The organism is Streptomyces anandii JCM 4720 (assembly GCF_014650655.1).
GTDB classification, from domain to species: domain Bacteria; phylum Actinomycetota; class Actinomycetes; order Streptomycetales; family Streptomycetaceae; genus Streptomyces; species Streptomyces anandii.
Map to the genome: position 1 here is coordinate 87,405 of NZ_BMVJ01000005.1, position 12,825 is coordinate 100,229.

12 protein-coding genes are annotated in these 12,825 nt (G+C 74.3%); 5 read left to right on the forward strand and 7 right to left on the reverse strand.

Translation table 11 applies throughout. The features are described from left to right. From IE249_RS36950 to IE249_RS11225, 5 genes are all read left to right on the forward strand, one after another. Positions 1–609, forward strand: a 609-nt coding sequence (locus IE249_RS36950; RefSeq protein WP_268249685.1) for a lycopene cyclase family protein, incomplete at its 5' end; no start/stop codon positions are given. Beyond that, positions 606–1,355: a class I SAM-dependent methyltransferase gene (locus tag IE249_RS11210; protein WP_189704638.1), complete on the forward strand. Its 750-nt coding sequence runs from the start codon at positions 606–608 to the stop codon at positions 1,353–1,355. The genes IE249_RS36950 and IE249_RS11210, both read left to right, overlap by 4 nt. Further along, positions 1,352–2,950 (forward strand): FAD-dependent oxidoreductase, encoded by a 1,599-nt coding sequence (locus IE249_RS11215; RefSeq protein ID WP_189704639.1) that lies wholly within the window; start codon positions 1,352–1,354, stop codon positions 2,948–2,950. Before IE249_RS11210 ends, IE249_RS11215 begins: the two co-directional genes overlap by 4 nt. A 108-nt stretch (positions 2,951–3,058) precedes the next feature. After that, positions 3,059–3,928, forward strand: coding sequence for a class II glutamine amidotransferase (locus tag IE249_RS11220; RefSeq protein ID WP_189704640.1), 870 nt, complete (start codon positions 3,059–3,061; stop codon positions 3,926–3,928). Between the two features lie 118 nt (positions 3,929–4,046). Beyond that, positions 4,047–4,481 (forward strand): hypothetical protein, encoded by a 435-nt coding sequence (locus IE249_RS11225; protein WP_189704641.1) that lies wholly within the window; start codon positions 4,047–4,049, stop codon positions 4,479–4,481. Positions 4,482–4,527: 46 nt separating this feature from the next. Here the strand turns inward: IE249_RS11225 and IE249_RS11230 are convergent, their stop codons facing one another. The 7 genes from IE249_RS11230 to IE249_RS11255 form a co-directional block, all read right to left on the reverse strand. After that, a complete protein-coding gene (locus IE249_RS11230) occupies positions 4,528–5,199 on the reverse strand; it encodes a DUF5825 family protein (protein WP_189704642.1) in 672 nt (223 codons plus the stop codon). 27 nt (positions 5,200–5,226) lie between these two features. Further along, positions 5,227–7,191 carry a RiPP maturation radical SAM C-methyltransferase gene (locus IE249_RS11235; RefSeq protein ID WP_189704643.1) on the reverse strand — a complete coding sequence of 655 codons (1,965 nt, stop codon included), beginning with the start codon at positions 7,189–7,191 and terminating at the stop codon, positions 5,227–5,229. A 100-nt stretch (positions 7,192–7,291) separates the two neighbouring features. Beyond that, positions 7,292–7,414: a hypothetical protein gene (locus IE249_RS39725; RefSeq protein ID WP_268249686.1), complete on the reverse strand. Its 123-nt coding sequence runs from the start codon at positions 7,412–7,414 to the stop codon at positions 7,292–7,294. 83 nt (positions 7,415–7,497) lie between these two features. Next, positions 7,498–9,354, reverse strand: coding sequence for a S9 family peptidase (locus IE249_RS11240; protein ID WP_189704644.1), 1,857 nt, complete (start codon positions 9,352–9,354; stop codon positions 7,498–7,500). Next, entirely contained in the window at positions 9,347–10,729 is a 1,383-nt protein-coding gene (locus tag IE249_RS11245; protein ID WP_189704645.1) for an MFS transporter, read from the reverse strand. The genes IE249_RS11240 and IE249_RS11245 overlap by 8 nt, the downstream gene beginning before the upstream one ends. A 375-nt stretch (positions 10,730–11,104) precedes the next feature. Next, a complete protein-coding gene (locus tag IE249_RS11250; protein ID WP_189704646.1) occupies positions 11,105–12,004 on the reverse strand; it encodes a CAP domain-containing protein in 900 nt (299 codons plus the stop codon). Positions 12,005–12,453: 449 nt separating this feature from the next. Continuing rightward, positions 12,454–12,783: a hypothetical protein gene (locus IE249_RS11255; RefSeq protein ID WP_189704647.1), complete on the reverse strand. Its 330-nt coding sequence runs from the start codon at positions 12,781–12,783 to the stop codon at positions 12,454–12,456. Positions 12,784–12,825 lie beyond the last annotated feature (42 nt).

A 12,825-nucleotide genomic window follows, 5' to 3' on the forward strand; every position in this document is an offset into this window, starting at 1 on the left:
TTCGGGTACGTCCTGCCGACCAGCCGGCACACCGCCCTGGTCGAGTACACCGAGTTCGGGCCCGTGCCCCTGAGCCAGGACGCCTACGACGCGGCCCTCGACCACTACACGCGGCGCGTCCTCGGCCTCGGGCCGGTGCGGGTGCTGGGGTCGGAGTGCGGGGTGATCCCCATGACCGACGCCCGCTTCGCCCGGCAGAGCGCCCCCTCGGTGTTCCGCATCGGCGTCGCCGGCGGCGCGACCCGGCCCGCCACCGGCTACACCTTCGCCGCCGTCCAGCGCCAGGCCGACGCGATCGCCCGCCTCCTGCGCGCGGGCCGGCGACCGGTGCCACCGCCCGCGCACTCCGTCCGGGCCCGCGCGATGGACGCGGTGCTGCTGCGCGCCCTGGCCACCGGCCGGGTCGACGGCGCCGACTTCTTCCACCGCCTGTTCACCCGCGTACCGCCGGCGCGTCTGCTGCGCTTCCTCGACGGGCGCACCCGGCTGCACGAGGACCTCGCCGTCGGCCTGCGCACCCCCGTGCTCCCCATGCTGCGCACGGCGGCCGAACTGCCCTGGCTGCCCCGCCGCCCCCACACCCGGACCCACCCAGGAGTTCGCCGATGACGACCCTGCTGCGCGACGCGGAACTCGCGGCCGCCTTCGACCACGGCGCCCGCGCCTACGACCGCCTGGTCGCCCTCAACCCCGGGTACCACGCCCACCTCCGCCGCTCCGCCCGCCGCCTCGGCCTCCCCGGCCGGGGCGCGGGCCTGCGGGTGCTCGACCTCGGCTGCGGGACGGGCGCCTCCACGGCCGCGCTCGTCTCCGTACTGCCGAAGGCGCGCGTCGTCGGCGTCGACGCCTCGCAGGGCATGCTGGAAAGGGCCCGCGCCAAACGCCGACCGCCCGGCGTGTCGTTCGTCCGCGCCACCGCCGAGGACCTCACCACCGCGCACGACCTCCCGCAAGCGGCCGCCGGCCCCTACGACGCCGTGTTCGCCGCCTACCTGTTCCGCAACCTCACCGACCCCGACACCGTGCTGCGCGCGGTGCACCGGCTGCTCGTACCGGGAGGGCGGCTCGCGGTGCACGAATACTGCCTCGGCGGCCGCCGCCGCGACCGCGCGGTGTGGAGCGCCGTGTGCAAGGGCGTCGTGCTGCCGCTGGGCACGCTCACCGGCGACCGGGACCTCTACCGCCATCTGCGGTGCAGCGTCACCGCGTTCGACACCGCGCCGGTCTTCGCCGAGCGGCTGCGCCGCGCCGGATTCGACCGGGTCCGCGTCCTGCCCCTGCCCGGCTGGCAGACCGGCATCACCCACACCTTCCTCGCCCGCCGTCCCCCGTACGAGCCCGGAGGCGAGCGATGAACCGCCCACGAGACGCCCGCCCACGCGACGCCCGCAGGCACGGACGCGACCGGCGCGCCCGCGTGATCCACCCCCTGCCCGGCCGCCCCCGCATCGAGGGCGAACCGCCCACGGCCGCGGTGATCGGCGGCGGCATCGCCGGGCTCTCGGCCGCCACCGCACTGGCCGAGCGGGGCGTGCGGGTGACGCTCTACGAGCGCGAGCCGCACCTGGGCGGCCGGGTCGCCGGCCGGCCCGTCACCCTCGCCGACGGCACGCCCGCCACCATGAGCCGCGGCTTCCACGCCTTCTTCCGCCAGTACTACAACCTGCGTGGCCTGCTGCGCCGCACCGACCCCGGCCTGGAACGGCTCACCCCCCTGCCCGACTACCCCCTGCGGCACAGCAGCGGCCTGTGCGACAGCTTCCGGCACGTGCCGCGCACACCCCCGTGGAGCGCCCTAGCCTTCGCCGCACTGAGCCCCACCTTCCGGCTCAGGGACCTGTGGGGGTTGAACCCCGCGGCGGCGCTGCCCCTGCTCGACGTGACCACGCGGGACGTGCACGCGCGACTGGACCACGTCAGCGCCCACGACTTCCTCGCGGCCATCGGCTTTCCCGCCGCCGCCCGCCATCTGGCCTTCGAGGTGTTCTCCCGCAGCTTCTTCGCCGACCCGCGCCGGCTGTCGGCGGCCGAGATGGCGCTGATGTTCCACATCTACTTCCTCGGCTCCAGCGAAGGCCTGCTGTTCGACGTCCCGGACGAGCCCTGCCCGCAGGCGCTGTGGGACCCCCTGGCCCGGTACCTGACGGCCCTTCGGGCCGAACTGCGCACGGCCACCCCCGTCGAGGCGGTGCACCCCGATCCGTCCGGCGGCTGCCGCGTCGTGACGGGCGACGGCGCCCGGCGCCACGACGCGGCCGTGCTCGCCCTGGACACCGGCGGACTGCGCGCCCTGGCGGAGGCCTCCCCACGCCTGTGCGACGGCGCGTGGCGCGCGCAGGTCGCCCGGCTGGAGACCGCGCCGCCGTTCCTGGTCTCCCGCCTGTGGCTGGACCGCCCGGTCGCCGCGCACCGCCCCGGCTTCCTCGGCACCAGCGGCTACGGCTCCCTGGACAACGTCAGCGTGGTCTCCCGCTGGGAGGGCGAGGCGGGCCGCTGGGCCGCCCGCACCGGTGGCGAGGTCGTCGAACTGCACGCCTACGCGCTGACCGGCGACGCGGCCCACGACGTCGAGGAGAAGCGTCTGCTGGCGCACCTGCACCAGGTCTATCCGGAGACCCGCACCGCCCGGATCGTGTCCGCGCACCACGAGTGGCGGGCGGACTGCCCCCTCTTCGCCGTCGGCGGATACGCCCACCGCCCCACCGTCCGCACCTCCGACCCCCGGGTCGTCGTCGCCGGCGACCTGGTCCGCACCGGCCTGCCCGTGGCCCTCATGGAACGCGCCGCCACCTCCGGCTTCCTCGCGGCCAACGCCCTCCTGGAACGATGGGGCGTGCGCGGCCAGCGGCTGTGGACCGTGCCCGACCAGGGGCGGTCCTTCCTGCTGAGGGCGGCCGCCGGACGCTTTGGCCGCACACCCGCCCCGGCTACGGCGCACGCGGCACCGTAGGCGCGCCGCGCGCTCCCACGCCCCGCGGGCGGGGCCCGCACCTCGTACCCTGACCGGTGTCCCGGCCCGGAGACAGCGCCGTACCCCGCGAAGCTCCCGGAGGAAAACATGTGCCGCCTGTTCGGCCTGAGCAGCGCCCCCCGGCGCACCCGTGCCACCATCTGGCTGCTGGACGCCCCCGACAGCCTCAGCCGGCAGAGCCACCGCAACCCGGACGGCACCGGTATCGGCTACTTCGGCGAGGACGGCACGGCCCGGGTGCACAAGGCGCCGATCGCCGCCTACGAGGACCGGGCGTTCGCCGAGACGGCCCGGGAGGTGGAGTCGGAGACCTTCCTCGCGCACATCCGCTACGCCTCCACCGGAGGACTGTCGAGCCGCAACACCCACCCCTTCGAGCAGGACGGCCGTCTTCTCGCCCACAACGGCGTGATCGAGGACCTCGCCCGGCTCGAGGCCCACCTCGGCCCCGACCTCTCCCTGGTACAGGGCGACACCGACTCCGAGCGGTTCTTCGCCCTGGTCACCCGGGAGATCCGGCGCAACGGCGGCGACGTGACGGCCGGCATCGAGAGCGCGGCCCGCTGGACCGCGCGGAACCTGCCCCTCTACGCCCTCAACATCGTCCTCACCACACCCGGTGAACTGTGGGCCCTGCGCTACCCCGCCACCCACGAGCTGTACGTCCTGTCGCGGCCGGCCGGCGGACACCACGGCGACCGGCACCTCGACCACAGCGGCAGCCACGGGCACCTGCGCGTCCACTCCGCCCACCTGGCGGGCCTCCCCTCGGTGGTGGTCGCCAGTGAGCGGATGGACGACAACCCGGACTGGCGCCTCATGGAACCCGGCGAACTCCTGCACGTCGACACCGGGTTGCGCACCACCCACCGGGTCGTGCTCCCCGACGCCCCGGCCCGGCCGCTCACTCTGGACGACCTGCACCCCGACGCGGCCGCATCGCAGCGCATGGCCTAGCGAGCAGCCGGACCGAGCCCCGACTACGTACCCGCACACGTGATTTCACGGATGCCGCGCGGTGCCCGATCTGTGAAGATCATGAAGCAGGGTGTGGAGAAGGCGGGGGGCTGGGCACATGTCGACCTGGAACGGAATCGGGACCAAGTACCTGGGATTCGGCGACCGCAACCGCGACGGCAGTCACCACGCCACGGAGTGGTTCGTGCTGTTCGACCTGCCGGTCGTCCCGCTTCGCCGGCACCGCCTCACGGTGGGCGCGAGCGTCTACGTCCCCAGCGGCAACGGCGGCCGGACCATCACCCGTTACACCGTGCACGAGGAAACTCCCCTCGCAGGACGCGAGATAGCGCGCACCTACCTCGTCTGGTGGCTGGTGGGACCGCTGATCGCCGTGGGACCCGCCGCCCTCCTGCTGTGGTCGGTGAGCGACAAGCAGGACGGCGGCTTCGGCTTCTGGGCGTTCGTCCTCGCCGTCAGCGTGGCGTGGGTGGTGGGCGCCGCCACCGTCATGAGCGCGGTCAACCGGCGGAAGCGGGGGCTGCCGAAGTGAGGGCCGGGCATCCGCGGCGCCGCGCTCGCGCGGGGATGCCCGGCGTTCACACGGCCATGGCCTCCTGGAGCCAGCGGGAGACCCGGTAGGGCAGCCACCAGGCCAGATCCCCCAGGCGCAGCACGAGGTGCTCGTCGGTGAACTCCCGCAGTACGTCGGCGGGTACGTCGGTGTGGTGGGCGCCGGTGTCGAGGCGGGCCACGGCGTCGCGGTAGCGGGGTTCGTCGGCGGTGAAGCGGCGCAGATCGCCCCAGCGGCGGTCGCGGATCTGCACGAAGCCCGGCCCTTGGCGCCACACGAGCTTGCACAGGTAGTGGCGCGTCCGCCAGGCGTGCAGGGCACCCTCGGCGTCCTCGGGGCCGGTGAGGGTGCGCGGCGGGTGCAGGTGGGAGAGCACCTTCCACTGGTGCGCGGCCCGCTCCGGCGGCAGCCGGAGGTCCCAGTCGACCCAGACGGCGTGCGCGGTCAGGTCGCGCACCAGGCGCAGCCGGTCGAGCGCGGCCCGGTGCGCGGCGGTCCCGGCGGCGCCCAGGTCGACGGGTGCGTCCAGTTCGGTGTGGCGCACCCCCATGGCCCACAGTCCGGCGACGTCGCCGGCCCCGGGTGTCACGGAGAGGGTGCCCAGGGACATTCCCGGCAGCCGGCGGGCCTCGGGGTCATGGTCGCGCCAGGCGCGCAGAGCGAGGTCCGGTGCGAGCTTCGGTGCGGTGGTGTTCATGCGCGGTCCTTCCGGGGACGGCGGTGGTCAGGGCAGGGCGGGCGCCGGCTCGGCGGGGGCGCCGGGGAAGGAACCGGCCGTGGCCGGGCCGGACTCGGGGCGGGCGTGCGCGTGGCGCATGTGGTCCAGGCGCAGCAGGTCCTGGTTCACGGCGGCCGGCGCGATGTGCACGTACTGGCCGGCGTCGGTGAACACCAGGCCGAGGGCGACCCACCGCTCCAACAGGGCCTCGATCTCGTCGAGTTCGGGTGCCGGTGTCGTGCCGGGCGTGCTCGCGGCGGCCTTGCGGCGCAGCGCGGCGGCGGTGTGCGGCTGGTCCAGCAGCCGGAAGACCGCCGTCTGCAGCGGCCCGGTCAGTTCCAGCGTCCGCCACTCGAAGGAGCGCCGCCTGCTGACCAGGACGATCCTGTCGCCGAGGTCGGTGTGGGTGAGGCGGGCGTCGGTGTGGTGCTTCTTCCAGGCCGCGATGCCGTCGTTGAGGCGGGTCACCGTCTCCTCGGCGATGCCGCGTTCGGGGGCCTGGAACACATAGGCCAGGTCGTGGAGTTCGGCCTCGGGCAGGTCGTAGGTGAACAGGTAGTGCTCCTCGGGGCGCAGCCCGGTGAAGCCCAGTTCGGGACGGTTGAAGTAGGGGCTGAAGCGCTCGATGGCGATGCGGGCCGACAGGTCGACGGGCGGGTTGAGGTGCTCCAGGGCGGGGAGCTGGCGGATCACGGGCTCGTAGTCCTCGGCGCTCTCGCCGGGGAAGCCGTGCAGGTAGTTCCAGGACACCGACAGGCCGGTCTCCGCCGCGTCGCGGAGCATGCGCACGTTCTGGCAGCCGCTCACGCCCTTGTCCATCAGGTCCAGGACACGGCTGTTGAGGCTCTCGATGCCGGGCTGGACGTAGATGAGTCCCGCGTCCGCGAGGACCTGGAGCTGCGGGCGGCGCATGTTGGCCTTGATCTCGATGTGCATGCGAAGGTCGTGGCCGCTGTCGATGATGCGGGGCAGCACGGTGGACAGGTAGCGCATGTCGAGGATGTTGTCGACGACGTACATGTCCAGCACCCGGTGCCGCTCGGCCAGGTCCATGATCTCCCGGTAGAAGGTGTCCGGGCTCTTGCTGCGGAACTCCATGAACGAGCCGTTCAGCCCGCAGAAGGTGCAGTGGTGCTTCTCGCCCCACCAGCAGCCGCGCGCTCCCTCGACGACCAGTTTCGGCTCCACCCAGTTGCGGGCCACCGAGGCGGCCAGCCGCTCGAAGTAGCCGCTGTAGTCCGGGGGCAGGATCGCGGCCGGCGGCAGCGGACCGGTGGGCATCGGGTTGGCGATGTGCGTGCCGTCCGCCGCCCGGTGGCACAGGCCCGGCACCGAGGCCACCGCGGCCCGGTCGCCGTCCCGCAGCGCGTTGATCAGCCTGGGGAAGGCGTCCTCGCCCTCGCCGCGCACCACGTGGTCGACGAAGCCGAAGTTGCGGTGCACGGCGGCGCCCTGCTCGGCGTCGCAGTTGGCGCCGCCCATGACGGTCACGATGTGCGGGGCGAGCCGCTTGATGTGCCGCGCGGCGGCCAGCGCGGCCGTGTTCTGCTGGAAGGTGGAGGTGAACCCGACCACGTCGGGCCCGAGTTCCACCACCCGGCGGGCCACCTCGGCCACGAAGTCCGGGACGACGCGGTGCAGTTCGCGGGTCATGCGCATCCGCGCGCGGCGCAGCTTGCCGCTCATCACCTCGGTGAACTCGGCGTCCTTCCAGGCCGGATCGTCGTAGAGGGCGGAGGAGAACACCCAGTCGCCGCAGCCGAGGAAGTAGGAGGACAGGGCGTAGTACTCGTAGTCCTCGGCGGTGAACTCGGTCCGGCCGGTGATCCAGTCGGTGAACTCCAGGTTGGCGTGCAGCACGTCGCACGTCGCGTCCGGCACGCGTTCGTCGACGCTGCGTTTGAGGATGCCGAGGGCCAGCGAGGGCAGATCGATCGGCGACCAGGGCATGTTGACCAGAAGAACGCGCACGGTGGTCTCCTTGCGCACGGGCGGGCGGCGGGGGACGGGCGGAATCGCGAGGGTGAAGGGCCCGGCCGGCCCGCGCCTGGCGGGCCGGCCGGGCCGCGGCTCACTCCTCGTCGCCGCCCTCGTCGGCGTTGCGGAACGGCACGGTGATGGTGATGCCGATGCCCGGCCTGCGGTTCTCCTCGTCGCCGTCGAGCGGGTCGTTGTGGATGATGTCCTTCTGCACGGTGTCCTCCTTCTCGTTTTCCTGATGTGGGTCGAGCGGGTGGTGCTGTGCACGTCCCGGTCCCGCTGGGCGCTTGGACCGCTTCAGCGGGGCCGGGGTCCGCCCGGTCGTGCCGGGGGACGCGAGGGGCCGGCGGATGCCGGCGCGGGCAGGTGCCCGCCGAGGAAGGCCAGGGCGCGGCGCAGCACGGCCACGTGCGCGGCGCCGTCGTATCCGTCGTGCCCGGTGTCGAGCCACATCTCCTCGTGCGGTACGCCCGCGGTGCGCAGCGCGCTGACGTAGCCGCGGATCTGCTCCGGCGGGCATTTGACGTCCTTGTCGGCGCCCACCACCAGCAGCGGTGCGCACACGTGGGCCGCGTAGGTCAGGGGCGAGCTGGAGGCGTAACGTTCCGGCACCTGTTCGGGAGTGCCGCCGAACCATCTGACGTCCAGGGCGCGCAGGGCCGGGGTGGTCGTCCGGTGCGCGGTGACCCAGTCGGCGACCGGCTTGACCGCGACGCCCGCCTGCCACAGCCCGGGCCGTGTGCCGAGGGCGAGCAGGACCAGGTAGCCGCCCCAGGACACCCCCCACAGCGCGACGGCCCGTTCGTCGACCAGACGCCGGCGTACGAGGTCGGCGCGGACGGCGGCGAGGTCTTCGACCTGGGTGTGGCCGACGCCGCTGCCCAGGGCGCGCCGCCAGCGGGGGCCGTAGCCGGTGGAGCCGCGGTAGTTGACGCGTGCCACGGCGTACCCCGAGGCCACGAGCGAGTGCACGGTGGCGTCGTAGGCGTCCCGGTCCTGATCGGCGGGGCCGCCGTGGACCAGGAAGACGGCGGGCGGCGGGGCGGGGTCGCCCCCGGTGTCGGGCAGGGTGAGGAGTGTGTGGACGGGGCCCTCGGGCGTCGGCGTCCACAACTCCACCGGACGGCCAGGCACTTGGGGCAACGGCCCGGCCGGCGGCGGCAGGGCGCTGTCGTCCGTGGGCCGGGGGAGTGGTGGCTCGCTGTCGTCCACGCGGCGCAGCACGGGTGGGTGGAGGGTGTCCGTCCAGAGGAGGTGCAGCCCGCCGCCCGGGCGGGGCGCGGCGTCGAGCAGGGCGCCCCGGGGCGTGGGGAGGATCCGGTGAGTACGGGTGTCCAGGGCGACCCGGTGGAGCAGCGAGCGCCCGTGCCGGTCCTGGCGCACCAGCACCTCGCGGGAGCCGGGGTACCAGCGCGCGGTGATCTCGGTGTCGAACCGGCACCAGCGGTGGGTGACCAGTCCGCCGCCCGGCATCCAGGTGGCGAGGGCGTAGCCGTCCGCCAGTTCCTGGACCAGCAGCAGTTCGCGCCGCCCGGGCAGCGGGGAGAAGCCGCGGCACCAGATCCCTCCGGGGGCCTCGCCCCCTTCGTCCCGTGCCCCGGCCGGTGGCCGCAGGGTCGCGGCGACGGCCCCGGCGGCGGTGACCACGGTGACGGCCGCCTCGTCGGCGGGTGCGGCGGCCAGCGCCAGCAGGTCGCCCTCCGGGGTGAAGCCGCTCAGGCGGAGGTCCTTGGAGACGCTGAGCACCGTACGCGGGGCGTGGCCGCGCCGCCCCACGAGGACGCGCGTCGTCCCCGGCGCGGGCGCGACGGCCGTGGCGACCGTGCCGCCGGCCGTGACCGCCAGCCCGCGCGGCAGCCCCTCCGGCGCTCCCGGCAGACCAGGCCGGCGCGGCCCGCCGTCGAACGGCTGGTACCACCAGAGTCCCCGCCCCCGCGCGTCCTCCTCGAACCACCACACATGCGCGTCCGCGTCGATCGCGCAGTGCGCCGTGCCGCCGGGCCGGTCGGTGACCCGGCGGGCGGTGCGCGTCTCCGCGTCCCACGCGAAGACCTCGCAGCGGCCCCCGGCGTCCGCGGTGAACACCATTCGACGCGCGTCGAGCGGGCACACGTCCGGCAGTACGCCGAGGAACACCCGGAAGGACTCACTCATCGCCGCCTCCCGGCCCCGGAACGGCCCCTGCGGCTCCCGCGGCCTTCGCGGCGCGCACCACGGCGTGCGCCCGGACCTGCGTGTAGAGGGCCAGTACGGCGAAGAGGGCGGTGCACAGCAGCACGGGTGCCCGGGTGCTCCACACCGTGACGAGCAGCCCGGCCGCCGCCGGGGCGCCGGCGGCGGTGAGCGCGGCGGCCGAGCCGAGCACGGAGCCGACGCGCGACTGGAGGGGCACCGGCGTGCACGCGACGGCGACGCTCGACAGGACGACGGTGATCAATGGCAGGACCAGGGACAGCCCGGCGAACGCCGCCCCCCAGCCCCACGCGCCGCCGGCCCACCACAGCGCGCCGCACGGCACCGGCAGCGTCCAGGCCGCCGCCGTCAGCACACGCGCGGCGCCCGACCGCCGGACCACCGCGGGCGCCACCAGCGCACCCACGAGGCCGGCCGCCCCGGAGGCCGCGAGCACCAGGCCCGTCGCGGCTGCGTGGGTGTCCCGGCCCAGCTCGAACAGGGCGGTGTAGAACAGCAGCGTCAGCGTGCCGCCGGCGGCCGACGTCCACACCAGGACCAGCCGCAGCACCGGCGAGCCGGCGACCGTGCCGAGCCCGGCCCGGACCGCGCCGGTCCACCCGCGCAGGGCGGCCCCGGCCCGAGCGCGCCGGGCGACGCCGTGCCCCGCCTCCGGCCCGGTGTCACGGGGTGCGTCGAGCGGTCTGCCGAGAGTCGCATCGAGGGGCGCGTGGAGCGGCGTGTCGAGCGGCGTACGGATGGCCCCTACGCCCACGGCCGCCGCCGCGTAGCTGATCGCGTCGGCCAGGAAGGGCAGCGGCCGGGCGAGTTGGAACAGCGCACCGCCCAGCGCCGGGCCCAGTACGAGCGACGCCTGGTCCCCGACCTGGAGTCCGGCCGCGGCGCGGGGCAGTGCGTCCACGTCGGCGAGGCGGACGAGGGCCCCGCGCGAGGCAGCTTCGTACGCCGCGGAGCACAGCCGTTCCAGCAGGGCCAGGGACACCACGACCCATAACGCGGGGCGGCCGAGGCAGACCAGCGCGAGCAGCCCCGTGCCCAGGGCCGCGAGCGCCGCCGAGCCCGTCATGATCCGGCGCCGACGTCCCCGGTCGGCCGGCACCGCGACGAGCGGCCCGAGGACCACCCCGGCCAGCGCGACCGACCCGGCGAGGGTGCCCGCCGTGCCGGGGGAGTGGCCAAGACCCAGGAGGAGCAGCGGGAACACCACCCCGGAGGCCTGGCTGCCGAGCCCGTCGACCGCGTTGACCCCCCACAGGATCGCCAGATCGGTCCGCCTGCGGTCGGCCCCGGCGGCCGCCGGGGAGGGAATGCCGGGATTCTCGGCGCGCTGTCGCATCGCGGACGTGTCGACCTCCCCCACCCCCCCCCGGACGACGGATCACGGCGAACGACACGAATGTGCCGAAACTGTGTGTGAAGCGTGAAAGCGAGCCGGAGCCTAACCAGCGGGAAATGGCGGGGACAAGAGCCGGACAGCACGGAACCATCGGCCGATACAAGGGCATATGGCCGACAGTCGACTGGTGACGGACGGCGAGTTGTGCAGACGAACGGGGCCTGTGCCACGGGTCGGACGCCCTGACCGGCGGCGTCCCGGACCACAGGGTGAAACGGGCTCGCCGCCCTGCCGTCATGACAGGGCGGCGAGCCCGCCGCGCATTGGCTGACAGCGCACTCCACGCGCTGCCCAAGAACAATCAATCATTCCGTTTCAGCGGGCCGTCCCGAAGTCCTGCGTCCAGTAGTCGCCGGGCTCCGCGAGTCCGACGCCGATCTCCTGGAACCCGCAGTTCAGGATGTTGGCCTTGTGTCCGGGGCTGGCCATCCAGGCCGCCATGACCTGCTCGGGGGTCGAGTAGCCGTAGGCGACGTTCTCGCCGTAGCTGCTCCAGGTGTAACCGGCGCTCGTGATGCGGTCGCCCGGCGAGGAGCCGTCGGAGCCAGTGTGCGACATGTTCTGGTGGGCGGCCATGTCGTCGCTGTGCGCCTGGGCGGCCTCGCTCAGGTCCGCGTTCAGGGTCAGGGGCGAGCAACCCACCTTGGAGCGCTCGGCGTTGACGAGCTGGACGATGCGGGCGACGACCCCCGACGCGGTGGGGGCGGTGGCCGGCGGGGTGCTCGCCGGGGCGGACGCGGTGACGGTCGGCGTCGGCGTGACGGCGGCCGGGGCGCTGGGCTTGGAGGCGGTGGTCCCGGTCGTGGCGGGCGCGTGCGTGAAGGGTGCCGTGGCGGCGGTGCTCGTCCTCGGTGCGCCGGGCCTGTGCGTGTGTGCCTTCGGCGCGCTCGCGGCGGCGGTGGCCGGCTTCGACGCGGTCGCCGTGGCGGTGGGCGCGGTGGGCGTCGCGGACGCGGCCGGCTTGGCGTGCCCGGTTCCGCCGTGGTGCCGGGGGTGGTGCCGGTGGCCGTTCTGCCAGGTGTGCCGCTGCCGTACGTCGGCGTCGGCGCCCTTCCATCGCGTCGCCGTCGCGCCGGCGGCGCTCTCCACCCGGTGGCCACCGCTGTCCTGCCAGTCGGTGCAGGCCAGGGCGACGGAGGGTATCGCCACGGCGCTCACGGAGAACGCGGCGACGACCATCCGCCGGTAGTGCTGGTTCTTACGGTGCTTGCCCATGCGTGACCTCACTCGGTGACCGCCGCGCGCCGGCGCCGACTGCGCCTGTGGCCTGTGGCGATGTCCTGTGGGCCGCCATTGTTGAAACCCTCCCGCACAGAGCGCAAAGCGCTCTGCTACTACCTCGTTTCGTAGCGCGTGCAGGCCCTTGCCAGCCGTCCGTGCGCGTGCTGCCCGGCCTGTGGAGCCCTGGACGCGCACCTGTCGCTTCGTCAGGGACGCCGCAGGTTGGCCGAGTGGGGAGGACGGCCGGACCGCCGCGAGGCGGGCGTGCGCGGGGAGGGATGAGCACGTATCAAGCCGGACAAATCCTATATGCCGCCCGAGCCGCATCTACTATCCGGCACCCTCAGATCGCGGACAGTGTGTGAGGCATGTCACGGGAACGGGGGCCGCGTGGCTGAGCCGCTGAGCCGCTGAGCCGCTGAGGGGCTGAGCCGCTGAGGGCCTCAGGGCCGGTAAGCCGCCGCGTCCTTCGACAGCCGGACGGCCGTGGCCAGGCTCAGACCGGGCGCCGCCTGCCGCAGCGTCTTGATCGCCTGCACGGAGTCGGCGGGGCCCTCGTAGCCGGCCTGGGCGAGACGCTCGTGCACCCAGCGGGCGCGCAGCTCCGCGTCGGAGACGGTGAACGCCCGCTCGACGAGCGCGGCCGCCCGCTCGAGGCCGGGCCGCTCCTCGGGGGATGCCTCGGCGAGTGCCGAGCGCACCCCGGCGGCGATGACGTCCGCGTCCCGCAGGACCAGGACGCTGAGTTCCGTGCGCTTGTCGAGTCCGAACATACGGCCATGTTCGGACTCGACAGGCTTACGGATCAAGCGACT

Bases quoted from the DNA above. Each gene is read 5' to 3' on its own strand.
- IE249_RS11210 (WP_189704638.1), top strand. From the start codon at position 606: ATGACGACCCTGCTGCGCGACGCGGAACTCGCGGCCGCCTTCGACCAC.
- IE249_RS11215 (WP_189704639.1), top strand. From the start codon at position 1,352: ATGAACCGCCCACGAGACGCCCGCCCACGCGACGCCCGCAGGCACGGA.
- IE249_RS11220 (WP_189704640.1), top strand. From the start codon at position 3,059: ATGTGCCGCCTGTTCGGCCTGAGCAGCGCCCCCCGGCGCACCCGTGCC.
- IE249_RS11225 (WP_189704641.1), top strand. From the start codon at position 4,047: ATGTCGACCTGGAACGGAATCGGGACCAAGTACCTGGGATTCGGCGAC.
- IE249_RS11230 (WP_189704642.1), bottom strand. From the start codon at position 5,199: ATGAACACCACCGCACCGAAGCTCGCACCGGACCTCGCTCTGCGCGCC.
- IE249_RS11240 (WP_189704644.1), bottom strand. From the start codon at position 9,354: ATGAGTGAGTCCTTCCGGGTGTTCCTCGGCGTACTGCCGGACGTGTGC.
- IE249_RS11245 (WP_189704645.1), bottom strand. From the start codon at position 10,729: ATGCGACAGCGCGCCGAGAATCCCGGCATTCCCTCCCCGGCGGCCGCC.
- IE249_RS11250 (WP_189704646.1), bottom strand. From the start codon at position 12,004: ATGGGCAAGCACCGTAAGAACCAGCACTACCGGCGGATGGTCGTCGCC.
- IE249_RS11255 (WP_189704647.1), bottom strand. From the start codon at position 12,783: ATGTTCGGACTCGACAAGCGCACGGAACTCAGCGTCCTGGTCCTGCGG.